Source organism: Rhodophyticola sp. SM2404 (assembly GCF_053570515.1).
The window spans coordinates 203,661-227,750 of the sequence record NZ_JBSEDL010000001.1 but is presented as its reverse complement, the minus strand read 5'-3'; the positions used below and the strand labels follow the sequence as shown (position 1 = coordinate 227,750).

Below are 24,090 nucleotides of genomic sequence, written 5' to 3'. Positions count from 1 at the left end.
ATTGGTGGGCAGACTGCCCGATCTGGGAGGATCAATAATGTTCAATACTTTCACGCGCAGGTCTTTTGGCCTGCTTGGTACGGCTGCAGTTGTGGCCATGGGCCTTAGCGCGCCAGCGGCCGCTCAGGAGCAGCTTTCGATCGCAACTGGCGGCACAGGCGGCGTTTACTACCCTATGGGTGGCGGCTTGGCCGAAGTCATCAATAACCACGTAGATGGCTTTTCGGCGACCGCCGAGGTCACAGGCGCCTCTGTTGAAAACATGGGTCTGATCGCCACGGGCGATGCTGATTTTGCAATCGGTCTGGCCGATACAGTTGCACAAGCTCAAACGGGCACAGGGCGCTTTGAAGGCCAGCAACTTGAAATGATCCGCGGTGTTGCATCGCTTTATGCAAACATGATCCACATCGTGGCGCTTGAAGGTTCGGGCATCACGTCGCTCGAAGATCTTCGCGGCAAGCGCGTATCCATCGGTGCGCCAGGTTCTGGTACCGAAGTCAACACGGCTGCTATCCTCGAAGCAAATGGCATCAGCTATGATGACATCGACGAGCAGCGCCTGAACTTCAACGAAACGGCTGACGCGCTCGGCAACGGTGACATCGATGCGGGCTTCTGGTCTGTTGGTGCGCCAACATCGTCGATCCTCAACCTCGCAACGACTCAAGACATCGTAGTTATTGCGCTGTCCGAAGCCGAGCTTGAAGCGGCAATGGGGGCACATGAAACCTTCGCTCAGACCACACTTGCTGGTGGTACATATCCTGGTGTTGATGAAGACATTTCCGTGCTCGGCATTCCGAACGTACTGACTGTGTCTTCTGAAATGTCCGATGATGTTGTTTATGCGGTGACAAAAGCGATGTTCGAAAACATTGCAGACATGCAGGCCATTCACCCCGCAGCGAACCAGACAACCGTCGATCTTACAATCGCGGCAACGCCAATTCCGCTGCACCCTGGTGCGATCCGCTACTACGAAGAGATTGGCGCGACCATTCCGGATAACCTCCGTCCATGAATGAGATGCCTTGGGGAGGGGGAGGCAAAGGCCTCCTCCTTCTCGTTTTGATGCTTTTGCCAGTTTCTGCATTCGCAGATGAACTGATCGCCACGCGCGAAGACGGCACAGAGATTGCCCGTCTGTCCGTTCCAGAAGGAACCGAGTGGTGCGTGCTTTGGAACCATTCTGTACAGGGTTTTCCCGTGGCAGATTGCTACGAAAACCAAGCAGGCCAAATGGTTCTAATGCACGCACATCTTCCTGATTTTGCGGCTGGCCTCGATCACATCCCTGGTCGTGGTCGGCAAATCACGGATGGCCAAGGTGGCTACTTTATTCGCGACATTCATGAGCCTGTACCAGGAAATGCTTATGTTCTGCGCCCCGGTGCAGGCCCAGTTAATCACCGATTACAGGTTGGAAACACAACCGTATCTCTATCTGCTGTAGCGCCGCGCGAACGCGTGCGGATTGCTCTTACAAGGAATTAAGACCGATGAGTTCGACCACAGACGAAATAAAGCTCCCCCTTGAGCAGCCTAAAACGATTGTGCGGACCATTACCGTGATCGGGATCGCTCTATCGCTGTTCCAGCTTTACACGGCGGGCCTGCAACCTTTGGGGCTGTTTTTTCAGCGCCCTATTCACCTTGGGTTTGTTTTGGTGCTCTGTTTCCTGATCTACCCCGTTTTCGGACGTTACAAAACGCGCGGTGTCATTGGGTGGATCATTGACAGCGCACTGATTGTCGCAAGCATCGCAGCGGGTGCTTGGGTGCCGTTGAACATCGACATCATCGCCAATCAAGTCTTCCCGCGCGACATCGACGTCATCATGGGTTTTGTGACCATGATCGTCGTTTTGGAAGCCGCCCGCCGCGCCGTGGGGCTGGGTATGACACTGATTGGTGCCTTCTTCATTGTCTACGCATTCTCAGGCAGCCGTGGGGAACTTCCGTTCCTCGCCGACGTTATGCCAGGCATCCTTAATCACCGTGGTTATTCTCTTGAACGGCTGGCCAGCCAAATGACCCTTGGTGCAGAAGGCATCTTTGGCATCCCCTTGGGCGTGGCTGCCACATTCGTTTTCGTCTTTGTGCTGTTCGGTGCCTTTCTGGAAGTCACAGGTGCAGGCAAATTCTTTATTGATCTTGCTTATGCCGCAGCTGGCAAAAAACCCGGGGGGCCAGCCAAGGCGGCTGTGATTGCCAGCGCAGGCATGGGTTCAATCTCGGGCTCTGCGATTGCCAATGTGGTCACGACGGGTGCGTTCACCATCCCCTTGATGAAGAAACTTGGCTACCGTCCCGCACAGGCGGGCGGGATCGAAGCAGCGGCCTCAACGGGTGGGCAAATCATGCCACCGCTTATGGGTGCGGGTGCGTTCTTGATGAGCGAATTCACCCAAATGCCATATGTCCAGATTGTTCTGGTTTCGATTTTTCCTGCGTTTCTATATTTTGGCTCTGTCTACCTGTTGGTCCATATCGCGGCCGTGAAACTGGGGATGAAAGGCCTTCCAGCCGAAGATCTGCCAAATATGCGCAAGATCTTGGCAGAGGGTTGGCATTTCCTGCTGCCACTTGTTGCGCTTGTGGCATTGTTGGTCGCGGGTTACTCGCCTATGCGGGTTGGCTTTTACGCGATCTTGTCGATCATTGCCGCGGCCTCGGCCCGTGCCCTTTGGTCATTCATACGCTCCGAGCCGACGATTGAAGGCTTTATTGCCCTGTGTAAGCGAGGGGTCGATCTAACGCTCCACGCGCTGGATCTTGGTGCGCGCAATGCAGTCGCTGTATCGGTTGCCTGTGCTGTTGCTGGCATCATTGTGGGCGTCGTCGGCTTGACCGGTCTTGGGCTGAAATTCTCGGCGATGATGATTGCCTTCTCTGGCGGCAATATCATTCTTGCCCTGATCCTAGTGCTGCTTGCGAGCCTGATCCTTGGCATGGGTCTGCCGGTGACGGCAGCCTATATCGTCCTGATCATCCTTGTTGGTCCCGCATTGACCGAGCAGTTTGGCATTCCAATTTTGATCGCGCACCTTGTTGTCTTCTGGTATTCGCAAGACAGTAACGTGACACCTCCGATTGCACTCGCCGGCTTTGCAGGTGCTGCGATCGCGGGGTCGAAACCGATGGAAACAAGTATTCAGGCATGGAAATACGCCAAAGGCCTTTATCTGATCCCGCTTTTCATGGTCTTCAACCAGCAGATCATTCTTGGTGGCCCGCTGCCGCTGGTCCTTTGGGGAGGTGCCATCGCAATCGTGGCTCTGGTGGCCTTTGCCGCGATCCTCGAGGGGTTCTTGTTCCGTCCAATCGCGTTGTGGATGCGGGTATTGCTTATGTTCGGTGTGGTCGCCGTTTTCTGGTCAAATCTGACCTACGAAATCGCAGGGTTTGTACTGATCCTGGTCTTGCTCGGCGTGAACTGGTTTCAGGCGCGGCGGGAAAGAAACCTTCCCGACGGCCCCCCATGGTTGAAAACACCATCGGAGGCCTAAGCCTGTGAAGCTGGTCCGGCCACTCCTTCTTGCCGGACTAGCGGCTATTCTGAGCTGGGTAGTTGTGCAAAATCTTGCACTTGGTTCAGCCCGAACAGAGCTGGACCAAACCCTGCTTTTGACAACGCGCGCCGTCGAAGCGGAAGTCGAACGCCTGAGGTCTCTGCCAGCAGTCGCCGCCGAAGATGTGCGCGTACGCGATGCCTTGGCCGGAACGGGGTCCTTGCAGGACGCAAACCTATATCTTGAGACCCTCACCGCCCATACCCAAGCTGGCGATCTGTTCTTGATCAATGCGCAGGGCGATACGATTTCCGCGTCAAACTGGAACAGCCCTGGAAGTTTTGTGGGGCAGAATTATGCGTTTCGTCCCTATTTCCAAGAAGCGATGCAGACGGGACAAGGCGATTTTTATGCAATCGGCGTGACAACTGGCGTTCCGGGGTATTTTCTTTCTACTCGGGTAGAGGCAGGCGGGGCCGTCGGTGTGTTGGTCGTCAAGCTTGATCTGCGTCCGCTAGAGGCGATCTGGCGCGCTGCAAATGCGGATGTTGCCTTGGCAGATGGGAACGGGATTGTGTTTCTCTCAGCCCGACCAGAATGGCAATATCGGGCCCTTACTCAGCTCAGCCCTGAGGTCATTGCACAGCTTGATGAAACTCGCGCCTATGAGGGGGTGGACCTCGCCAACTCAGCCCCGCTTATGGATACAGAAACCGAGCACGGAAACGCATCTTGGGACGATTGGATTGCTCGGATTTCCCCGATGCCGTCCACCAACTGGCAAGTGATTGCGGCGCGCGGCACAACAGGGCTACAGGTTTTGTCCTTGGCCTCAGCCATCTTGGCAGCACTTGCAACATTGGCGATTGCGGCTGCATTCAAGGCATGGGAACAGCGACGACAGATCATTGCATTGCGGCTCTCGCAATCGGAAAAGCTTGAATCCATGGTCATTGCAAGAACCGCAGATTTGGCCCGAGAAGTTGAGGCGCGCACCGAAATCGAGATTGATTTACGCACGACGCAAGAAGCATTGATACATACCGAAAAAATGGCCGCTTTAGGGCGTATGTCTACGGCGATTGTTCATGAAATTAGCCAGCCGCTTGCTGCTTTGGAAGCAAGCATTGCAGCAGCCGAACTTGGATTGAACCAACAAGACGCCCCAACGGCAAAACGGCTCGATAAGGCCCGTGGCCTGATCCGTCGGATGCAACGCACCACAAAACACCTCAAGAGCTTTGCGCGGAAAGAGACCGCCGAGCGTAGCTTGATCGACCTCTGCGCTCCAGTCCGATCCGCGATCGATCTTGTGGAGCCGCGCGCGCGCGCCATGGGGGTTGTGCCGACATTTCATGCCCCAGAAGGCAGGTTTGAGGTCATGGCAGGCGTAATCAGGATCGAGCAAGTTGTGGTGAATCTCCTGCTTAACGCGCTGGATGCAGTCGCCGAAACGCCCGACGCGCAGATCAGTGTCACTTTGACAACCGAAGATGGCCAAGCGAGGCTGTGCATTGCGGATACGGGCATAGGCATCCAAGAGGAGGATCTGCCAAAAGTGACTGAGCCATTCTTTTCAACAAAGTTAACAGGTGAAAACTTGGGCCTTGGCCTCGCAATTTGCAAAGCGATCCTTTCCGATTTCAAAGGCACCCTCGATATCGGCGCTGGTCCAGATCGCGGAACACAGGTTGTGGTCACGCTGCCTTTGGCCCTTGATAAAACGGCGCAAGTCGCATGAGCGCACTTCTTTTCATTGTTGATGATGATGCAGATCACCTCTCGTCCTTGGCTGATCTGGTCGAAGCATCTGGATATGCCGTACAAGCCTTCCCTTCTGCGGCAGAGGCCTTGCAGGCTATGCCGGCCAACCCAGACCTTATCATCAGTGATCTGCGCATGCCCCAGATGGACGGGATAGAATTTGTAAAAGAGCTACGGACCCAAAAACAAGCTGTGCCAGTTGTGCTTCTGACGGGCAATGGTGATGTCGGCCATGCGGTTGACGCTATACGCGCAGGTGCTGAAGATTTTCTAGAAAAGCCCTACGATTCAACACATCTGATGGCCGTTGTTCGCCGCACGTTAGAAGCGCAAGCCGCCCGCAGGGAAGTGACGCGCCTGAAGCAGATGTTGGCAGAGAAGGCCAATGATAGCATTCTTGGCAAATCGCGTGCGATGCAGCAATTTCGCAAACGCATAGCCGCTTTGGCATCGGTTGATCTTGATGTTCTTATCACTGGCGAAACGGGCACTGGAAAAGAGCTTGCAGCGCGCGCGATCCATGCCGCCAGCAGCCGCTCTAGCGGGCCTTTCGTTGTGCTGGATTGTGCCATCTTGCCAGAATCCGCAGCCGAGACGGTCCTGTTCGGTCACGGTGAAGGCGTTTTTGCTCATGATGCAAAGGGGCGCGCGGGCAAGCTGGAAACGGCCCATGGCGGCACCTTAATGCTGGATGAGGTCGAGGCGATGCCAATGGTCATTCAGGCCAAGCTTTTGCGGGTCTTGCAAGAGCGCAGTTTTGAACGGATGGGCGATACTGACGCAAGGCCGCTTGATGTCAGGGTTATCGCGACCACCAAAACCAATCTGCGGTTGCTCGATACCTTCCGCCCTGATCTGTTCTTCAGGCTCGCTGGCGCGGAATTTACAACGCCAACCCTGCACGAAGCGGGCGAAGACATTCCTTTGATCTTTGCGCATTATGCCCAGCTTGCTGCCCAACGCTATGGGCGCAGTGCCCCCAAACTTGAATGGGCAATGGCACAAAAGATCAAGCGCCAGACATGGAGCGGCAATGTGCGCGAACTTAAAACCAGCGCCGAAGCCTTTGCACTTGGGCTATTCGAGTTGGAAAGCTCTGGCATCCCAGCCTCTGGCCCCAAGGCCCTTGCAGACCGCGTGTCTGAATTTGAGGCCCGCGAAATTTCAGCGGTGCTAGATGCTTGCGCTGGAAACACGCTACGCGCTGCAGAAATCCTCGGGGTGCCGCGCCGAACCCTTAACGACAAAATGCGCCGATACGGAATTTCCTCCAACCTTGAGCGCAAGGAAGGCGAGCCATAAAAATCGCAGCAACTTAGCGGAGCAAAATGGGGCTCTGACGCAAAGGCTCCAAACTCAAGCTTTGAGCACAAAGTTAAAGGCGGGACTCATTGGGCGCATCACCGATAGTGCTAATGGTCGCCTCGACAGCCCTGCCCTTAGGCGTTGCCTCGCGCAATCGTCGCCATCAAAAACGTGCCCGCCGGGCCCAATGCTTTGTCTTTATGCCTTGTCACAACAGTCTTGAAACGCGGCATCGTATTTGAAGAACCCCATTGCTTGGGCTTCAATTCTACGAGGTCCCCACGGGCGAGATCGGCTTCAATCATCGGGCGCGGCATAGACCCCCAGCCGATCCCGTCTTTGATCAAGTCATATCGCAACCGCACCTCGCTGACGCGCCATTGGTTGACCCCCACCACACCATACGCGGTGCCGTCTCCGACGGCCTTGGGGTCAGAGACGACAATTTGCAAATGATCGCGCATTGCTGCGTTTGGAAAATGAGGCGGCAGCTTCGCGAGCGGATGCTCAGGCACCGCGACAGCCACGAAGTCCAACTCGGTGATCAGCAGGTTTTCCAAGTTCGGCTCTGGCTTTGGCGATTGCAGGCATATCCCGAGGTCGGCACGGTGTTCCAAAAGCTGGCGCGCGGCATCCAGCGGCGGTACCGCGTTGATCCGTAGATGCACCATTGGATATTCGTCGTGAAACCGCCGCAGAGCAGGGGCGATCATCGATAGCGGCAAAAAGGTCTCAATCACCAGAACCAACTCAGCCTCCACACCCTGTGCCATGCTTTGCGCTTGCACGCGAAATTCACCGACATCCTCCAAGATGCGGCGGACACGTGGCAGCAAGGCATGCCCTTGCTCGGTTAGGGTGGGTCGGTAGGCTGCGCGGTCGAACAGCAGGACACCGCTTTGGTCCTCCAGCTTTTGAATAGCATAAGTGATGGCCGATTGCGCCCGCCCAAGCTTGCGCGCAGCAGCGGCAAAGCTGCCTTCTTCGACGATCGTCAGGAAGACAGTGAATTGGTCCAGAGTAATCGCATCCATAACGTTCAAATTATATGAACATGATCTTCAAAACTATCCCTATTTTTTAGCTTGGCGGGTGTGGCTATCTCTGAGCCCAAGAGAAGAGACCACATAACTTTTAAAGGAGAACACCCATGACAACACAATCCCTGACAGCGCCCGCCTCTAAAGGGACCAATATCAGCATCTGGGTCGCGCAAGTGATCGGCGCTGCCCTATTCATCATGTCGGGCGCGATGAAGCTTTTCACGCCAATCCCTGAGCTTGCCACAATGATGCCTTGGGCGGGTGAATACTCAGTTGGCTTTGTCCGCTTTATTGGTGTTGTCGACATTGCGGGTGGTCTTGGCCTTTTGTTGCCATCGCTGACCCGCATCATGCCGCGTCTGACCGTAATTGCAGCCGCAGCCTGTGTAGTGCTGCAAATCCTCGCCATCGGGTTTCACGCGATGCGTGGTGAATTCGAAGTGCTTCCTCTGAACGTCGTCTATATCGCCTGTGCCTTGATCGTGCTGTGGGGTCGTGGACGCAAAGCACCGATCGCTCCACGCGGATAAACAAAGGGGTCCGGCGTCAAGCCGGACCCAACTCTCCAGAGAGAACGACGCATCCAGTTGGCACTAGAAATGGAGTGAGAACACCATGACCACAACGCTTCCTACCTACTTCATCTCGCATGGTGGCGGTCCCTGGCCTTGGGTCCCCCCTATGCGCGACTTTTTCGCCCCGCTTGAAGCCTCGCTCAAACAGATGATCATTGACCATGGCGCGCGCCCAAAAGCGATCTTGATGATCTCGGGGCATTGGGAGGAGGAGGACGTGGCCATCATGGGTTCGGCTAAGCCTCCAATGATCTATGACTACTCGGGTTTTCCGCCCCATACTTATGAAATCACCTATGACGCACTTGGCGCACCGGATATCGCAGACCGAACGCTCGGCCTTCTGCAAGAAGCTGGAATCGCTGCTCATATAGACCCTGATCGGGGCTTTGATCACGGGCTATATGCTCCGATGGCGGTCATGTATCCAAATGCGGATATGCCGATCTTTCAACTTTCTATGCTGAAATCCTATGATCCGGCTGACCATTTTGCCATCGGCCGAGCGCTCAAACCCTTGCGCGATGAAGGGATCATGATCGTCGGTTCAGGTCTGAGCTTTCACAACCTCCGCCTGCCCCGTGGGGTCGGAAAAGCACCATCGGCGGAGTTCGACGCATGGCTGTATAATGCAATGCTGGCAGCGCCCGATATAAGACGCCAAGCCATGCTAGATTGGGAAGCCGCTCCTGCCGCCCGCATCTGTCATGAAGAGGAGGATCATCTTGTGCCGATCTTCGTAGCCCTTGGGGCTGCCGAGGACGAGCCAGCAAAGAGGATCTACCACCACACCAGCGAAATGACCGGCATCACCGTTTCAAACTATCGGTTTGGCTAAACCAAACCGCCCCCTCCCATGGCCAGCGCAAGCCGCAGCCCCATGCGTCACCCCCCAATGGAAAAGGATCAGGCGCATGACCATACCGAATAAAAAGGAAGTTAAAATGAAAATTCTCGTACTTGGCGCCAGCGGGCGCACCGGCAAACTGATCGTCGACCAAGCCCTTTCCCGTGGGCATCAAGTTACCGCTTTGGTGCGCAATCCTGACTCCCTGACGGCTAGGGACGGCCTGAAAATTGTAAAAGGCACACCGATCAACGAAGCAGATCTTGCCGCTGCCGAGAAAGGTAGCGACGCTATTGTGGTCGCCCTCAACAACCCGCGCACCTCCGACGCCCCTTGGTCAAAGCCTGTAACGACCGAAAAGCTTCTAACCAAGGTTGCTCACAACATCATTGCCCTTGGTCGCAAGCGTGTCGTCTTCCTGTCGGCGATTGGCGTTGGTGACAGTTTGGATGACACGCCATGGATCATGCGCTTCCTGATCAAGCGTACCAACCTGAGCTATGCCTATAGCGATCACAATAGCGCGGAACAGGCATTCCGTGCCTCCGACGCCTCTTGGACACTTGTGCGCGCCATGGGGCTGTCCAATAGCGAAAAGGACAAAGAGCTGATCATCGGCACGGCCACCACACCAAAGCCCGGCATGATGGCCCGCCGCAGCGCCGTTGCTGGCTTTATGTTGGACTGTGCCGAAAATGGCAGCCACATCGCCGAAACACCCGTGGTGTCAGAAAAATAAGACAACCGGTTCTGTTGTGTTGAGTTTTATTAGGTGAACCGCGCTGCGTCTGCGAGAGGAAACAGTTCTATACCAACGCCCCGTGTTGTCAGGTAAAAACGACCCGTGTTGTCAGGTAAACTCGCGACGCGGGTTCTCGCGCGCGATCAGGTTTCACGGAACTGAAATGTTACCGTCAATAGCTCGTTACATCGACTTGCCATGCATCTCTCAACCGAAGGTCAGAGGCCACTTCTGCTTTCGGGTCGTCTGATCACTTCGACGCAGTCCGCGTCGGTAGGTTCAAGCTGTGGGCATGTGGGGACCCATTGCCTGCGACATTTCTTTTGGAGAGAAGCAAATGAAGCGTCTTATTTTGTCTGCTGCAACAGGCTTGACGATGATGTCATCCGCCGCTGTTGCACAAACCGAAATCACATTCTGGCACGCCATGGGCGGTGCTTTGGGTGATGCGGTGAACCAGATTGCCGAAGATTTCAACGCAAGCCAAAGCGACTATGTGATCACCCCTGTTTTCAAGGGCACATATGAAGAAACGCTGACAGCCGGTATCGCCGCGTTCCGCGCAGGCGAGCAGCCAAACATCATGCAGGTGTTTGACGCAGGCGCGGCCACTGTGATCGCAGCACAAGGCGCGACCGTTCCTGTTCAGGATCTGATGGAAGCCAATGGCGTTGACTTCGATATCGAAGATTACATCTCGGGCGTGCGCTACTTCTATGCCGATAGCGACGGCACCATGATCGGCATGCCGTTCAACTCCTCCTCGCCAATCATGTATTACAATGTTCAGGCCCTCGAAGCCGCAGGCGTAACCCCTCCTGTCACTTGGGAAGAGTTCCAGGACGTGACCGCACCTGCGCTTGTTGAAGCAGGCTATATCCCATTGGCGCAATCGCACCTGCCATGGATCTTCACCGAGAACTTCCACTCCCGTCACAACCTGCCATTCGCGACCAACAATAATGGCTATGACGGTCTCGAGACTGAAATCCTCGTAAACAACCCTGCAATTCAGGCGCATTTCACAGCGCTCAGCGATTGGCAGGAGCGTGGTTTCTTTGAATGGTACGGCACTGGCTGGGGCGACAACCAGACCCCGTTTGAAGAAGGCAATGTTGCAATCTGGCTCGGCTCCTCGGGCTCCTTCGGTGGCCTTTCGCAGCTTGACCTGCCTTTCGATTTCTCGGCAACTTTCCTGCCTTATTGGGAAGCCGTAACCACAACGCCAACACAGACCTTTATTGGCGGCGCATCCTTGTTCGCGATGGCTGGTAAATCGGACGCTGAAAACGCAGCAACTGCAGCTTTCTTCGAGCACCTGACCTCCCCTGAGGTTCAGTATATGTGGCACCGCGAGACCGGCTATGTGCCAATCACCACAGCCGCTTATGAGCTTGCGCAAGCCGATGGCCATTACGAGCGTTTCCCTGCTGCCGAAGTTGGCATCCAGCAGTTGTCCTTGCCAGCAGGTGACAACACACGCGGCTACCGCATGGGCTTCTACGTCCAGATCCGTGACGTGATGAACCGTGAATACGGCCGCATCCTGACAGGTGAAACATCGGTTGAGGACGCGTTCAACACAATCGAAACAGAAGCGAATGAACTGCTGGCGCGCTTTGCGCAGACGCAGGGCTAATCCCTTCACATCCGATCGAGCGGGCGCATTCCGGATGCGCCCGCTCTCCCCTTTTTAAGGCAAGACAATGAAACGCGCGCTTTTCTCCAATATTTGGCTACCGGTTGCGCTGCTACTGCCGCAACTCGCGATCATCGCGATATTCTTCTATTGGCCCGCAGGCTATGCCGTCCAATCTTCGTTCTATTTGCAAGACCCCTTCGGGTTCGGGTCCACATTCGTGGGCTTAGGCAATTATGAAAACCTGTTCCGAAACAACGAATATCTGAGAATTGCCAATTTCACGCTGTGGTTCACAGCACTTGTCACCTTTTTCTCCCTCGCGATTGCTTTGCTTCTGGCGGTCAAAGCGGATCGCGTTCTGAGGGGCGCGCGAACCTATCGCACGCTTTTGATGTGGGTCTATGCGGTCGCCCCACCTGTTGCCGGATTTATCGCCGTGATCATGTTCAACCAAAGCTGGGGCCCGCTGACCGAATTTTTCGCCCTGTTCGGATACCGCTTTCAGGTCGGCGTCAATTTCAACGATACAGCTTTTGCGATGGTCCTCACCTCCATCTGGAAACAGGTGCCCGTGAATTTCATCTTCTTTCTGTCGGGCCTGCAATCCATTCCCCGCTCGGTCCGCGAGGCGGCCCTGATCGATAATCGCTCGGCATCGGGGCGGTTCTGGACGGTCACCTTCCCGCTTCTTGCGCCAACGGGTTTTTTCTTGCTGATCATCAACATCACCTATGCGCTTTTCGACACATTCGGGATCATCGACACCGTGGTCAAAGGCGAGCCAGGGAACAACCCGATGACCCTTGTTTACAAGGTCTATGTCGATGGTTTCCGAGGCAATGATCTGGGTGGCTCTTCTGCACAATCGGTTTTGCTGATGATCTTGGTGCTGGCTTTGACCTTCGTGCAATTCCGCTTGGTCGAGCGGCGCATCCATTACACCTGAGGAGGCAGCGATATGACCCAAATACGCGTGCGCAAGCGGATCAAACTATCGCAAGTGATCGATCACGCTGTCCTCATCGCGGGATCACTTTTCATGCTGCTGCCCATGCTCATGGTGCTGCAATTGGCCAGCGTTCCGGATGCCGAAATTATCCAACGCGGTCCAAGCCTGCATATTGGCGACCAGCTAGACGATAATTTCGTAAAAGCCATGTTCGAAGCATCAGGGTTCTCGGGCGAGAATACGGGCATGTCGATGTTGATGAATTCCTTCATCCTCGGGATCGGCTTTGCCGTCGGCAAAATCATTCTGGGCATGATGGCCGCCTATGCGATTGTCTATTTCCGCCTGCGCTTCGCCACTCTGGCCTTTTGGGCGATTTTCACCACATTGCTGCTGCCATTGGAGGTGCGCATCCTGCCCTCCTATGAAATCGTACAATCCCTAGGCATGCTCAATACCTATCAGGGTTTGATCATTCCCTTGATCGCATCGGCCACGGCCACCTTCTTCTTTCGGCAATTCTTTATGTCGGTGCCAGAAGAACTGGTTGAGGCTGCGCGGATCGATGGTGCGGGACCTGTGAAATTCTTCATCGATATTCTGGTGCCACTGTCGCGCACGATGATCGCGGCGATGTTCATCATCATGTTTGTCTATGGCTGGAACCAATATCTCTGGCCGACAATGATCACCACCGACGAAGATATGTACACGCTCGTTCGTGGGATCAAACAGATCATTCAGGTCTTTGAAGGCACAAACCTACCCGAATATGGGCGCGGCAATCTCTTGGCCCTGATCGCGGTGATCCCGCCTGTCTTGATCGTGGTTTTCTTTCAAAGCTGGTTCGTCAAAGGCCTCACCGAGAGCGATAAATAAAGGAATACAAAGATGGCTGAAGTCCATTTTGAAGCGGTTCAAAAAATCTATGGCAATGGGTTTGAGGCGGTTAAACCTGCAAGCTTCGAGATTGAAAACGGTGAATTTGTTGTTCTGGTCGGCCCCTCAGGCTGCGGAAAATCAACCATGTTGCGGATGATCGCGGGGCTTGAGGATATCTCGAACGGGGTTCTCAAAATCGGGGATCGGGTTGTGAACAATGTCGACCCCGCCGATCGTGATATCGCGATGGTGTTCCAGAACTACGCGCTCTACCCGCATATGACGGTGCGCAACAATATCGGCTACGGGCTGAAAAACCGTGCCATCCCGCGCGACCAGATCGCCGCTAAGGTTGATGAGGCAGCAAAAATCCTGAACCTCGGTGAGTATCTGGATCGCAAACCCAGCCAATTGTCAGGCGGCCAGCGCCAGCGCGTGGCCATGGGGCGCGCCCTTGTGCGCGACCCTGCCCTGTTCTTGTTTGACGAACCTTTGTCAAATTTGGATGCCAAGCTGCGCAACCAGATGCGGATCGAAATTAAGGCCTTGCAGCGCCGCCTTGGGGTCACATCGGTTTATGTCACCCATGATCAGGTTGAAGCCATGACAATGGCCGACCGGATTATTGTGATGAATGGCGGCGTGATCGAGCAAATCGGCACCCCGTCCGAGATCTACCAGCACCCTGCCTCGACATTCGTGGCCTCTTTCATGGGCGCGCCGCCAATGAACCTTTTGGAGGTCACCCGCGAGGGCAGCGGCCTGCGCCTTGCCGATCAGATATTGCCCCTTGCGGCCCCTGATACGGGCAAGCCCCTGACGCTTGGCATCCGGCCCGAGGATATCGCCCCCGACCCAAACGGGCCGCTATCCATCAGCATTGAGATCGTGGAGGAATTGGGCGCGCATCGCTTGCTCCATGGCCGATTGGGCGAGCAGGCGATCACAGTGCATGTCCCCAAAGATTACATCGTTGAGGCAGGCACCCTGCGTTTCGCGATGCCTTTGGAGGTGGTGTCTTTGTTCGATGCGGATACTGGGTTGAGGGTGGCATAATGGCTGTCTCGGAATTGCCCATTGTCGACGAACAGATGCGCGAGCGCATCCTGACTGCGCCAAGAACGCGTGCGGCCCATGAAGCTCTGCTTGCCGAAATGGAGGCTCTGAACACGGTGGAACTGGGCGGGGAGGCAAGTGCCCCGCTTTTGCCGCACGAGATCTCGACAGTGGCATGGAATGTCGAGCGCTGCCTGTTTCCTGAAGCATCGGCGAAACATCTCGCGCCTTTGGCCCCTGATCTGCTTCTGCTCTCGGAAGTGGATTGCGGCATGGCCCGCACAGGCCAACGCCACACGACAGCCGAAATGGCGAGCTTCATGGGCATGACCTATGCTTACGGCGTTGAGTTTTTCGAGATGGGCCTTGGCGGCGACACCGAGATGCCCTTTTGCAAGGACCGTAAAAACGAACGCGGGTGGCATGGTAACGCCATCTTGTCACGCGCCCCGATTTTGCGCGTGATGATGCGGCGTCTGGACAGCCATGGCCATTGGTTTGCCAATGGCAGCGCCGTTGATCCGAACCAGCCCCGCATCGGCGGGCGCATGGCGCTCTTGGCCGTCATCGAGAGCGAAGCAGGGCCGATTTGCGCGGTGTCCACGCATCTGGAAAGCAATGCCGATGCCAAGCACCGCATGGCGCAATTTGCGCATCTCTTGGATGCCATCGATGATTTCGCCCCCGATATGCCTGTGGTCATCGGCGGCGATCTGAATACTGGCAACCATATGCCACCCGATTTTGAATGGCACAGCGAAGGGCTTTTCGATCTGGCCCGCGCGCAAGGCTATTCATGGGAGGTGAACCCCGCAGGCATGACCACAAGACCCAGCCTTCTCACCCCGCATCCCTTGCGCAAGATGAAACTCGACTGGTTCGCCCTGCGCGGCCTGACGGGCAAGCAGGGCCGGATTATTCCCGCCGTCACCGAAAGCGGCGAGACGCTTTCAGACCATGACGCCATCTGGTGCGAACTCGTCCTTTAAAGGATCACCCTCATGACCCTCTCCTCTATCGGTGTAGCTGTGACCCGCACAGGGTTTGATACTCTGCAAAACTGGATTTGCGATCAGGATCGTCCGATCGAAATACAGGATTTTGTCGAAACTGACCTGATTGCGGGCGATTGCTCCGAGCTTGTGGCCCATTACAGACAGGCGCTTGTCGCCCATCACGGTCACCGTGGCATCCATGGCCCGTTTTTTGGCTTGGATATGGCCAACCCAGATCGCGATATCCGCGCAATCGTGCAAAAGCGTTTCCTCAAAGGCCTTGAGATCGCCGAAGCGCTATCGGCCACGCATATGGTGATCCATAGCCCGTTCTCTTATTGGGATTTGCTCAATCGGGACAATTACCCGAAATCCATCCCCGCGATGTGTGATGCAGCAGCGCAATGTTTGTCAGAGGTGTTGCCACGGGCAGCAGATATTGGCTGTGATCTTGTGATCGAAAATATCGAAGATACCGACCCGAGGATGCGTGTCGAGCTTATCCAGCAAATCGCCCATCCCAATCTGAAAGCCTCGATTGATACAGGCCATGCCGATCTTGCCCATGGCCGCTACACCGCGCCGCCTGTCGTAGATTTCATCGCTGCCGCTTCTGGGTATCTGGGGCATGTTCATTTACAAGATGCTGATGGCTATGCGGACCGTCACTGGCATCCGGGTCAGGGGCGGTTGAACTGGCAGCCAATCCTCAAAGCGATTGAAGAACTTAACGAGGCTCCACATCTGATCTTGGAGGTTCGCGATCAAATCGCGCTGCTGCCAGACACCGCCGCATGGTTGGAAGGTTTGGCGATCTGAGTGCAGGCAAAGCGAGGCATTTCGCTGCCCTGAGCAACTAAAGCCGCAACACATCCCGACGCAAGATTAAAGCGGTTGTGTTACGATGGAGACGATGTCCTATTTGAGAGGGCAGCAGACTATTAAATTTTTTTAATTATCAGATAGATAAGATGACCTGAGTTGTTTTCACGTGGAGCAGAATGTGTAGCAACCTTCTGTGCGTTAAGTTTATCAAACCCACAATAATACAACAATGAGCCTACCCGTAACGATTGGCCTTAGAGATGACGCTGCTTGATAGTAAGCGCCATACGCGGACAGCCCTTAGCTGCCATTCGTATGACTTGGAAGGAACGTCCGCTTGGGGGGGGCGCGATGGTTCACATTCGCATTTTTTCCTTAGGGGCACGATGGCGCGGTGAAAAAGAGCTGGGGGACGCCGTCAATAGCAGCCTACGGTTTTCCGAGCCTTGGCTCATCTCGCGGTTGCACTCCTCTGACGTGAACCTTGGCTATTTCCAAGGCCCTTTCCCTTTATCGCTTACTGGCTGAATTGTTTGTCCCTAAGTATCGCTCAAACGCCCCAACACGTCCAAACCCTGCTGGTTGAGCCAGTGCAGCATGTCGATGAAAATCCAGTTTTCTGCAAGCTTATCACCGTCACGCCGATACATATCCACCACGCGCATGTCTGCCGGCTGACCTGCGGGAAGGCCCATATAGCCGCCTGCATTGGTAACGGTCAGATTGGCCCAACCGAAGAAGCCACCAAAATCGCCCTCTGCAATTCGGCAGACATGGCCGTTATAGACACGGTCTTTGATATAAGTGCGGAAGGGCTTTTGATGTTGGTCGATATAGCGGTCAATTGTATAGGTGGCGCCGATGCCTGCGGGCCCCCACCAAATCATGTCATCATGCCAACATTGTGCGAGCTCTTCTTGGCGCGTCTTGTATTTTTCGTGACCGTTGATGTCGCCGATCATGCGGTTGATCAAGTCTAGGGTCTTGGTGCCTTCGGTTTGTTCGGCATCCTCATAAAGCAATCCGCCATGTGTCATCGGACCGGGTTGCACGAGATGCGCGCCCGTTTGCGGCGGCAATGGGTATTGGCCTGCTTGCATCATGAGGTGCAGTAGATCGACAAAGAGCGATGTCTCTACAATTTCGCCGTTTTCAACGCGGTAAAAACTGGCATAGCGCAGCATCGCTATGCGGCCTGTGGGCTTTATGCCAAGAAAGGGTGCATCGAACAGGCCCATCAAATGGCCCATGCTACCCACCCATGTGCTTGCCCCATCATCACAATCATTGAGCCCTGCAAAGAACAGGTCTTCACGCCGCTGGATCCGTGTAAACGACTTCAGAAACGGGATGTAGAAGCTCTCGGCCACGGCGGCTGCGCCAAATTGCTCGTGAAACGGATGCATCCCGCGCCAATGCCAATTTGCTGATGTGTGCTGTGCCAGCGCGCTTTCTACGGTTGCAGGCGTCGCCAAATGCAAAGCGGCATGATGGGCGCGAACCAGCGCTTTGGCGTCTTGAAACTTGGTCACGGGTTATCCTTTCACCGCGCCTGCTGTCAGGCCCGATACAATTTGGCGCTGGAAGAACATGATCATCACAAAAAGCGGCGCAGTGATCGAAACAACGGCTGCAACGGCAAACATCACATTGCCCTTGGTTTGCGTGGTACCAAGGAATGAAGCCAGTTTGGGCACCATTGTCTGGTTCTCTGCGCTCAAAAGCATCGAGGTCACGGCAAAATCATTATAGGCCAGCAGGAAGCTGAACAGCCCCGTGGTGATCACCCCCGGCCACATGACAGGGATGATGACATGACGGAAAGCCTGAAACCGCGTGCAGCCATCCACCATAGCGGATTCATCTAAATCCTTGGGGATATTCTTGAAAAAGGAATGCAGCATCCACAGGGTAAATGGCTGGTTGATCGCCACCAATACAATGATGGTGGTGCTCAGATGTCCCCAGAGGTTCCATTCAAAAAAGGGCACGAGATAGCCCGATACCAGAATGATCGGCGGTGTCGCGCGGAAGATCAGCGCAAAAAGCAACAGCCAGAACGCATAGCGATAGGGAGAGCGCGACAGCGCATAGGCCGCCAATGTTCCGCAGGTCAGAGAGATCGTCACCACGCAGAAACACACGATCAGCGTGTTCAGGGCTGCGCGCCAGAACTCTTCCTGAATCCATGCCCCGAAATAGCCAGCGCCCGTGAAGGTCGAGCCTGTTTCCGTCTGTGTCAAAGTGCCGAAAATCGAATAGGCCCAATCGGCTTTCGAGAAGAAATCCCCTTCGACTTTGAAGGATCCCCAAAGGGTCCAGAGGAAGGGAAAGCCTGCCATGATCAGCCAGAGCATCAGGAAACTTCCAGCAAGGAAGCGGATGGTCAAAGGGCGGCGGGTGGCGACAGACATGGGCGGTCCTTCAGTTTTTTGTGCCGAACTCGCGCCATGTCCGAATAAGGACAGGCGAAAGAAGAATGGCCACAAAGATGATCGTCAGAACCGAAGTGGCGGCTGCCGAAGACAGCAGACGCGTTTCGCCGCCCAGATCGCTGAAAATCGCAATGGAGAGCGAGCGCGCATGTGCCTGAGCCTGAAACGAGATGATCGGCTCGAACACGCGGAAGTTATCCATCAACTGGATAAGGGCGATGAAGGTTGTCAGGGGGGCCAGATGCGGGATCACCACATAGCGGATGCGCTCCCACCGATTGGCCCCGTCGATCATGGCAGCTTCCAATGTGTCCTGATTTACGGTTTGCAGCCCTGCATAATAGACGATGAAGGCAAAGGGGATCGAACTCCAAGTGCCGTAGACCATCAGCATGATCCACATCAGAGGTGTGGAGGCCTTGACAGAAAGGGTCGGATCATTGGCCAGCCATTGCAGCCCCGCGCCAAGGATACCGCGGGCATCGACCATCCAGAACAGGATCAAAGCGCCGACCAACGGCGTCACGATCATCGGCAAGAGCGACAGAAAGATTGTAGGACCGCGCATTGACCGCGCGACCGAGTTGACGGCGATTGCGACAGCAAAGCCCAGAATGATAGTCATCGGGGTCACGATGGCCGTGTAGGTCAAGGTGAAGGCCATTGCCCCGTAAAAGGGCAAATTCATCAAGGTGTTCCAGAAACCGCGAAAGCTGTCAGAACTTTCCCAAGCCTCTGCAACGTCAGCGACGGCAAGGTGGTTGCGATCCCGATAGATATCAAGGCCGACATACTGCCCCAGAGGCTGCGCCTCGCGCAGGGCGCGGGTTGCGTCTTGGTCAACGGATTGCACCTCGGTGCAGCCGAACGGGCCGCAATTCTCGACGGTGACAATAACCTGTTCGTGCTGGGTATATATTGACTGCGTAACCACCGAGACGATCGGGAACGTAATAAACAAGAGCATCAGGACAACAGATGGCAGGACGAACCAAAAGAAGGACTTGTGTTTCATCGCGTATGCGCCCCCGGCCTCATGGATGATCTTGGGAAATGGGGTGCGCGGGGCCTAGGCCGGCCCCGCGCGTCAGCCAAGTTTTACTGCAGGTAGCCTTGCTCGGTCGCTGCAGCCACATAGGCGGCTTCGATGTCTGCCAATGTCTGCTCGGCGCTTTCATTGCCTTGCAAGAAATCGGCGATGTTGTCACCCAGTGCTGTGTGCAGCAAGCCTTGGAACGGCACCATTGGATATGGCGTTGCGCTTGCCGCAACGGAGGCCAAAACACCCTCATTCACAGGCTGTGCCTCGAAGCCGTCCATCAGCCATACGGCCTGCGACATTGTCTCGTCATTCAGCAATGCAGGCGATGTTGCATGGGCAAGTGCCTGGAAGGTCGCGGCGGCGTCCTCGTCGCTGACATTCTTTGCAACGGTCCAGCCGTCCCACCACAGCGTGGTCGCAGGTGTGCCGCTATCGCCAACGGTCAGAGGGCCACTTACGGCCGTGTTTTCATAAACCTCAGGGGCAGAGCCCTCGTCATCCATCAAAACGCCCGTCCGGCTGCCCCACATATTCATGAGAGCAACATTGCCTGCTTCCCACTCAGCAGAGGTCGCGTTGCTGTCATGGGTCAAATAGTCTGGGTTCATGTATTCGCTCAGGGCACGCATCATTTCCAAGGCTTCGACACCTTGCGCATTATTGATGGTGACATTGGCTGTGCCTGGCTCGAAGAACTGGCCGCCTGTACCGATATACATGTTGGTGAATTCCTGCGCGAGGTTCCAGCCAGCGGCATAGGCCCCTCCGACAGGGTTCTCCATGATGCCAGCGGCGCGGATCGCCTCGGCTGCGGCCAGTACCTCTTCATAGGAGCTCGGCACGTCCAGACCAACCTGCTCCAGCACGTCCTGACGATATACGAGATGTTGGGCGTTCGCCATGAAAGCGACAGCCATGATCTGGCCATTCACAGTGATCAACTGGTGGGCGGGAATATCCTGCCCGTATTCAGCGACCAAATCATCCAGCGGCCGAATAACATCCTCGTTGATCAATGCAACGATGGATGAGTTGGCAACGATGGCCGATGTGTATTCCGCCGGATTGCCGGTCATGCCAGCCACATTCAGCGTCTGGTGGTCGGCGGTGAGGTTGGATGCGGTCTCGGCACCTGCGGCACATTCCAGCGCCAAGGCAGCAACGGATTGGATCGCGGGGAATTCGTTACCGATGATGCTGACACGGCCAGTATCAATGGCGCAGCCATGGCCGTCTGCCATGGCGGCCGTGCTTGCGACTGCGGCAATCGCTGTTCCAAGCAGTGTGGTCTTAAACATGTTCATGTGAATGAACCTCCCAGTGTTTCGTCAAAATGGGCCGGTTATCCGGCACTTGTTCCAAGCAGTCATTCGACCACCCAGCCATATGGCGACAGGGCCACGCGAATCGCAACCGCTTTGCATACGTTTGCAAATAATCGGCGAATTGTTTCGTATTGCAAGTTTTTTACCACGCCGCATTGCAGAAAAATTCATATAAAAATATGGGTTGCCAGCGAAATGAATTCGCGTCAGTCTTTTGCATGCGTATGCAATAGTGGGAGCCAACCATGGCCGAAATCCAGCTTCGTAAAGTGTCAAAACGCTGGGGCAGCTTTGTCGGTGTGCAGGAATTTGATCTGACGATTGCCGATCAGGAATTCCTTGTGCTGCTCGGGCCTTCGGGCTGTGGCAAGACCACAACCATGCGCATGATCGCGGGGCTAGAGGATGTGACCAGCGGGGATATTCTTGTCGACGGGAAGCGGATCAATGACCTTGACCCCAAGGATCGTGATGTCGCCATGGTCTTCCAATCCTACGCCCTTTATCCGAACATGAATGTCTATGAAAACATTCGGTTTCCGCTGAAAGTACGTGGCATTCCAGCCAGCGAACATGATGCGCGGGTCAAGCGCGCATCGGCAATGGTCGAGCTTGACGATTTCCTGCATCGCAAACCTGCGGAACTCTCGGGCGGACAGCGCCAGCGTGTTGCCTTGGCCCGTGCTGTGGTTCGTGAACCCAATGTATTCTTGATGGACGAACCGCTCTCCAATCTCGACGCCAAGCTGCGCGTGTCGACACGGGCGCAGATCAAGAATCTCAGCCACGAGCTTAAAACCACGACAATCTACGTGACCCATGACCAGATCGAGGCCATGACATTGGCTGATCGTGTTGTTGTCATGTCCAAGGGTGTCGTTCAGCAGGTCGGAACCCCGACCGAGATTTACGACAACCCCGCAAATACATTCGTTGCGGGCTTTATCGGCTCGCCCGCGATGAACCTTGTGGATGGAACGCTGGAAAACGGGGTTTTCTCGGCGGAAAATATCAGCATTTCGGGTTTGCCAACTGATCATTCAGGCGGGGTGACACTCGGTTTCCGCGCGGAAGATGCAAGCGTTGCCCAAGGGCCTGCACAGGCCAATTCACAAGTCTATTCCCTAGAATTGCTGGGAGAGGCGACGATGGTCACGATGCGTGCTGCGGGCACCATCATTTCTGTGAAATCCGACAAAGACTATCGCACGCAGATTGGTGATGCGGTGCATGCAACCATCCCTGCCGATATCTGCCATCTCTTCGATACCAAAACAGGTGAGCGCCTTCATGCCTTATGACGAAAAATCCGCAGCCTCCCTCGCCGCTGTAAAGGCGATGGAAGCAGGGCTCGCGGCAAATGAAATGGATATGACGAAATACTTCACGGAGGATTTCGTATGGCGGGGCAATCAAGGCTCGGGCACCAAACACGGTATCGCGGAATTCCAACGCAATTGGCAATTTCCGCTGCGCGCGGCCTTCACGGACCGAAAATACCTGACCGAACATTTCATGGCCGATGGTGATTGGGCGTCATGTTTTGGCTATATCGACGCCTTGCATAGCGGGCCTTTCATGGGAATTCCCGCAACCAATAAGCGGGTTAAAATCCCTTATATGGATTTCTGGCGGATTGAAGACGGGCGCATCGCTGACAATCCAGTCTCGGTCGATCTGGCCCATGTTCTGTTTCAGCTTGGTGTTGATGTGTTCGATGGCAAGGGGTGGGAAAATTATGACAACGGCACACTTGAGCCGCCAAAGCCGGAGTAAGAACCATGGCGATCAGATATCTTAAACACGGCAAACCAGAGGCTGAACGCCAGCAGGATGATGCCAAAGTTCGCAAAATAGTCGAGGACACGCTGGCAAATATCGAGGCCCGCGGAGATATGGCTGTGCGCGAGCTGTCACAGAAATTCGACAATTACGCCCCCGAGAATTTCCGCCTCAGCCAATCCGAGATTGAAGCGGCGATGTCCAAGGTCAGCACCCGCGACATGGATGATATCCGCTACGCGCAAAAACAGATACGGCGCTTTGCCGAGGCGCAGCGGGCCTCCATGACGGATATCGAGATCGAAACAGAACCGGGCGTGTTTCTGGGCCACCGCAATATTCCCGTGCAATCTGTTGGTTGCTATGTGCCTGGTGGCAAATTCCCGATGGTCGCCTCGGCGCATATGTCTGTGTTGACGGCCTCGGTGGCCAAAGTCCCGCGTATCATCGCATCGGCACCGCCCCAAAACGGCGAACCACATCCTGCGATCGTTGCAGCCATGCATATGGGGGGTGCACATGAAATCTATGTGATGGGCGGCATGCAGGCCGTTGGCTCCATGGCGATTGGTACGGAAAGCATCGACCCCGTGCATATGATCGTGGGTCCTGGAAATGCCTTTGTGGCCGAGGCGAAACGCCAACTCTTCGGGCGCGTCGGGATTGATCTGTTTGCAGGGCCGACCGAGACGATGGTGATCGCCGATGACACAGCCGCTGACGCCGAACTTTGCGCGACCGATCTGCTGGGTCAGGCCGAGCATGGGTATAACTCGCCCGCGGTTCTTCTCACCAATTCAGAAAAGCTCGCGCGCAACACATTGGTCGAAATTGAGCGGTTGCTAGACATCCTCCCAACCGCAGAGACCGCGCGGACCTCATGGGAAGAATACGGCGAGGTTATCGTCTGCGACACCTATGATGAGATGTTGGCCGTGGCGGATGATATTGCCTCGGAACATGTGCAAGTGATGACGGACCGTGATGATTGGTTCCTTGAGAACATGACCTGTTATGGTGCGCTCTTTTTGGGGCCGCGTACGAATGTGGCGAATGGCGATAAGGTGATCGGCACGAACCACACTCTCCCGACCAAGAAGGCGGGCCGCTATACAGGCGGTTTGTGGGTGGGCAAATTCCTGAAAACCCATAGCTATCAACGCATTGAATCAGACAGCGCGGCTGCTGAAATGGGGGCCTATGGTTCACGGCTCTGCATGCTTGAGGGCTTTGTTGGTCATGCCGAGCAATGCAATATCCGTGTCCGTCGTTATGGGGGCAAAAATGTTCCCTACGGCACAGCTGCCGAGTAACGCGCAAACATAAAAGGAGCAGTCTTTTCACCTGTTAAACATATCGCCCGAGA

General features: G+C 55.2%; 22 protein-coding genes. 17 read left to right on the top strand and 5 right to left on the bottom strand.

What is annotated here, in order from left to right:
• Positions 1-37: 37 nt before the first annotated feature.
• From ACTYEO_RS01145 to ACTYEO_RS01125, 5 genes are read left to right on the top strand one after another with little or no spacing between them, the layout of a single operon-like run.
• On the top strand, positions 38-1,024 hold the full coding sequence (locus ACTYEO_RS01145; protein ID WP_449321872.1) for a TAXI family TRAP transporter solute-binding subunit: 987 nt from the start codon (positions 38-40) through the stop codon (positions 1,022-1,024).
• Positions 1,021-1,497, top strand: coding sequence for a DUF1850 domain-containing protein (locus ACTYEO_RS01140; RefSeq protein WP_449321871.1), 477 nt, complete (start codon positions 1,021-1,023; stop codon positions 1,495-1,497). The genes ACTYEO_RS01145 and ACTYEO_RS01140 overlap by 4 nt, the downstream gene beginning before the upstream one ends.
• 5 nt (positions 1,498-1,502) lie before the next feature.
• On the top strand, positions 1,503-3,512 hold the full coding sequence (locus ACTYEO_RS01135; protein ID WP_449321870.1) for a TRAP transporter permease: 2,010 nt from the start codon (positions 1,503-1,505) through the stop codon (positions 3,510-3,512).
• Between the two features lie 4 nt (positions 3,513-3,516).
• Positions 3,517-5,256 (top strand): sensor histidine kinase, encoded by a 1,740-nt coding sequence (locus tag ACTYEO_RS01130; protein ID WP_449321869.1) that lies wholly within the window; start codon positions 3,517-3,519, stop codon positions 5,254-5,256.
• Positions 5,253-6,581, top strand: coding sequence for a sigma-54-dependent transcriptional regulator (locus ACTYEO_RS01125; protein ID WP_449321868.1), 1,329 nt, complete (start codon positions 5,253-5,255; stop codon positions 6,579-6,581). Before ACTYEO_RS01130 ends, ACTYEO_RS01125 begins: the two co-directional genes overlap by 4 nt.
• 137 nt (positions 6,582-6,718) lie before the next feature.
• Here the strand turns inward: ACTYEO_RS01125 and ACTYEO_RS01120 are convergent, their stop codons facing one another.
• A complete protein-coding gene (locus ACTYEO_RS01120; RefSeq protein WP_449321867.1) occupies positions 6,719-7,618 on the bottom strand; it encodes a LysR family transcriptional regulator in 900 nt (299 codons plus the stop codon).
• 116 nt (positions 7,619-7,734) lie between these two features.
• On the opposite strand from ACTYEO_RS01120, the gene ACTYEO_RS01115 reads away from it, so the two are divergent.
• The 9 genes from ACTYEO_RS01115 (at position 7,735) to ACTYEO_RS01075 (ending at position 16,134) form a co-directional block, all read left to right on the top strand.
• Positions 7,735-8,157 (top strand): DoxX family protein, encoded by a 423-nt coding sequence (locus ACTYEO_RS01115; protein ID WP_449321866.1) that lies wholly within the window; start codon positions 7,735-7,737, stop codon positions 8,155-8,157.
• Positions 8,158-8,308: 151 nt separating this feature from the next.
• Complete coding sequence (locus tag ACTYEO_RS01110; RefSeq protein WP_449321865.1) at positions 8,309-9,040, top strand: DODA-type extradiol aromatic ring-opening family dioxygenase; 732 nt, start codon at positions 8,309-8,311, stop codon at positions 9,038-9,040.
• A gap of 76 nt (positions 9,041-9,116) precedes the next feature.
• The gene (locus ACTYEO_RS01105; RefSeq protein ID WP_449321864.1) at positions 9,117-9,788 is read left to right on the top strand and encodes an NAD(P)-dependent oxidoreductase; all 672 of its coding nucleotides are present in this window, start codon (positions 9,117-9,119) and stop codon (positions 9,786-9,788) included.
• 340 nt (positions 9,789-10,128) lie between these two features.
• Complete coding sequence (locus tag ACTYEO_RS01100; RefSeq protein ID WP_449321863.1) at positions 10,129-11,430, top strand: extracellular solute-binding protein; 1,302 nt, start codon at positions 10,129-10,131, stop codon at positions 11,428-11,430.
• A gap of 67 nt (positions 11,431-11,497) precedes the next feature.
• Positions 11,498-12,379 (top strand): ABC transporter permease subunit, encoded by an 882-nt coding sequence (locus ACTYEO_RS01095; protein WP_449321862.1) that lies wholly within the window; start codon positions 11,498-11,500, stop codon positions 12,377-12,379.
• A 12-nt stretch (positions 12,380-12,391) separates the two neighbouring features.
• The gene (locus ACTYEO_RS01090; RefSeq protein WP_449321861.1) at positions 12,392-13,261 is read left to right on the top strand and encodes an ABC transporter permease subunit; all 870 of its coding nucleotides are present in this window, start codon (positions 12,392-12,394) and stop codon (positions 13,259-13,261) included.
• 12 nt (positions 13,262-13,273) lie between these two features.
• Positions 13,274-14,320, top strand: coding sequence for a sn-glycerol-3-phosphate ABC transporter ATP-binding protein UgpC (gene ugpC, locus ACTYEO_RS01085; RefSeq protein ID WP_449321860.1), 1,047 nt, complete (start codon positions 13,274-13,276; stop codon positions 14,318-14,320).
• Positions 14,320-15,309: an endonuclease/exonuclease/phosphatase family protein gene (locus ACTYEO_RS01080; RefSeq protein WP_449321859.1), complete on the top strand. Its 990-nt coding sequence runs from the start codon at positions 14,320-14,322 to the stop codon at positions 15,307-15,309. The genes ugpC and ACTYEO_RS01080 overlap by 1 nt, the downstream gene beginning before the upstream one ends.
• 12 nt (positions 15,310-15,321) lie before the next feature.
• On the top strand, positions 15,322-16,134 hold the full coding sequence (locus tag ACTYEO_RS01075) for a sugar phosphate isomerase/epimerase family protein (protein WP_449321858.1): 813 nt from the start codon (positions 15,322-15,324) through the stop codon (positions 16,132-16,134).
• 545 nt (positions 16,135-16,679) lie between these two features.
• Here the strand turns inward: ACTYEO_RS01075 and ACTYEO_RS01070 are convergent.
• From ACTYEO_RS01070 to ACTYEO_RS01055, 4 genes are all read right to left on the bottom strand, one after another.
• Positions 16,680-17,672 carry an ester cyclase gene (locus ACTYEO_RS01070; protein ID WP_449321857.1) on the bottom strand — a complete coding sequence of 331 codons (993 nt, stop codon included), beginning with the start codon at positions 17,670-17,672 and terminating at the stop codon, positions 16,680-16,682.
• 3 nt (positions 17,673-17,675) lie between these two features.
• A complete protein-coding gene (locus ACTYEO_RS01065) occupies positions 17,676-18,554 on the bottom strand; it encodes a carbohydrate ABC transporter permease (RefSeq protein WP_449321856.1) in 879 nt (292 codons plus the stop codon).
• 10 nt (positions 18,555-18,564) lie between these two features.
• On the bottom strand, positions 18,565-19,590 hold the full coding sequence (locus tag ACTYEO_RS01060; protein ID WP_449321855.1) for a carbohydrate ABC transporter permease: 1,026 nt from the start codon (positions 19,588-19,590) through the stop codon (positions 18,565-18,567).
• Positions 19,591-19,673: 83 nt separating this feature from the next.
• The gene (locus ACTYEO_RS01055; protein ID WP_449321854.1) at positions 19,674-20,921 is read right to left on the bottom strand and encodes an ABC transporter substrate-binding protein; all 1,248 of its coding nucleotides are present in this window, start codon (positions 20,919-20,921) and stop codon (positions 19,674-19,676) included.
• 266 nt (positions 20,922-21,187) lie between these two features.
• Between ACTYEO_RS01055 and ACTYEO_RS01050 the strand changes: the two genes are divergently transcribed.
• The 3 genes from ACTYEO_RS01050 to hisD are packed head-to-tail and all read left to right on the top strand — an operon-like array spanning position 21,188 to position 24,037.
• Positions 21,188-22,243, top strand: a complete 1,056-nt coding sequence (locus ACTYEO_RS01050; RefSeq protein ID WP_449321853.1) for an ABC transporter ATP-binding protein — start codon at positions 21,188-21,190, stop codon at positions 22,241-22,243.
• On the top strand, positions 22,233-22,718 hold the full coding sequence (locus tag ACTYEO_RS01045; RefSeq protein ID WP_449321852.1) for an ester cyclase: 486 nt from the start codon (positions 22,233-22,235) through the stop codon (positions 22,716-22,718). The genes ACTYEO_RS01050 and ACTYEO_RS01045 overlap by 11 nt, the downstream gene beginning before the upstream one ends.
• 5 nt (positions 22,719-22,723) lie before the next feature.
• Positions 22,724-24,037 (top strand): histidinol dehydrogenase, encoded by a 1,314-nt coding sequence (gene hisD, locus ACTYEO_RS01040; protein ID WP_449321851.1) that lies wholly within the window; start codon positions 22,724-22,726, stop codon positions 24,035-24,037.
• The last annotated feature ends 53 nt before the right edge of the window (positions 24,038-24,090 follow it).

Coding starts and splice junctions, on each gene's coding strand:
- ACTYEO_RS01145 (WP_449321872.1), top strand. CDS start 38: ATGTTCAATACTTTCACGCGCAGGTCTTTTGGCCTGCTTGGTACGGCT.
- ACTYEO_RS01140 (WP_449321871.1), top strand. CDS start 1,021: ATGAATGAGATGCCTTGGGGAGGGGGAGGCAAAGGCCTCCTCCTTCTC.
- ACTYEO_RS01135 (WP_449321870.1), top strand. CDS start 1,503: ATGAGTTCGACCACAGACGAAATAAAGCTCCCCCTTGAGCAGCCTAAA.
- ACTYEO_RS01125 (WP_449321868.1), top strand. CDS start 5,253: ATGAGCGCACTTCTTTTCATTGTTGATGATGATGCAGATCACCTCTCG.
- ACTYEO_RS01120 (WP_449321867.1), bottom strand. CDS start 7,618: ATGGATGCGATTACTCTGGACCAATTCACTGTCTTCCTGACGATCGTC.
- ACTYEO_RS01115 (WP_449321866.1), top strand. CDS start 7,735: ATGACAACACAATCCCTGACAGCGCCCGCCTCTAAAGGGACCAATATC.
- ACTYEO_RS01110 (WP_449321865.1), top strand. CDS start 8,309: ATGCGCGACTTTTTCGCCCCGCTTGAAGCCTCGCTCAAACAGATGATC.
- ACTYEO_RS01105 (WP_449321864.1), top strand. CDS start 9,117: ATGACCATACCGAATAAAAAGGAAGTTAAAATGAAAATTCTCGTACTT.
- ACTYEO_RS01100 (WP_449321863.1), top strand. CDS start 10,129: ATGAAGCGTCTTATTTTGTCTGCTGCAACAGGCTTGACGATGATGTCA.
- ACTYEO_RS01095 (WP_449321862.1), top strand. CDS start 11,498: ATGAAACGCGCGCTTTTCTCCAATATTTGGCTACCGGTTGCGCTGCTA.
- ACTYEO_RS01090 (WP_449321861.1), top strand. CDS start 12,392: ATGACCCAAATACGCGTGCGCAAGCGGATCAAACTATCGCAAGTGATC.
- ugpC (WP_449321860.1), top strand. CDS start 13,274: ATGGCTGAAGTCCATTTTGAAGCGGTTCAAAAAATCTATGGCAATGGG.
- ACTYEO_RS01080 (WP_449321859.1), top strand. CDS start 14,320: ATGGCTGTCTCGGAATTGCCCATTGTCGACGAACAGATGCGCGAGCGC.
- ACTYEO_RS01075 (WP_449321858.1), top strand. CDS start 15,322: ATGACCCTCTCCTCTATCGGTGTAGCTGTGACCCGCACAGGGTTTGAT.
- ACTYEO_RS01065 (WP_449321856.1), bottom strand. CDS start 18,554: ATGTCTGTCGCCACCCGCCGCCCTTTGACCATCCGCTTCCTTGCTGGA.
- ACTYEO_RS01060 (WP_449321855.1), bottom strand. CDS start 19,590: ATGAAACACAAGTCCTTCTTTTGGTTCGTCCTGCCATCTGTTGTCCTG.
- ACTYEO_RS01055 (WP_449321854.1), bottom strand. CDS start 20,921: ATGAACATGTTTAAGACCACACTGCTTGGAACAGCGATTGCCGCAGTC.
- ACTYEO_RS01050 (WP_449321853.1), top strand. CDS start 21,188: ATGGCCGAAATCCAGCTTCGTAAAGTGTCAAAACGCTGGGGCAGCTTT.
- ACTYEO_RS01045 (WP_449321852.1), top strand. CDS start 22,233: ATGCCTTATGACGAAAAATCCGCAGCCTCCCTCGCCGCTGTAAAGGCG.
- hisD (WP_449321851.1), top strand. CDS start 22,724: ATGGCGATCAGATATCTTAAACACGGCAAACCAGAGGCTGAACGCCAG.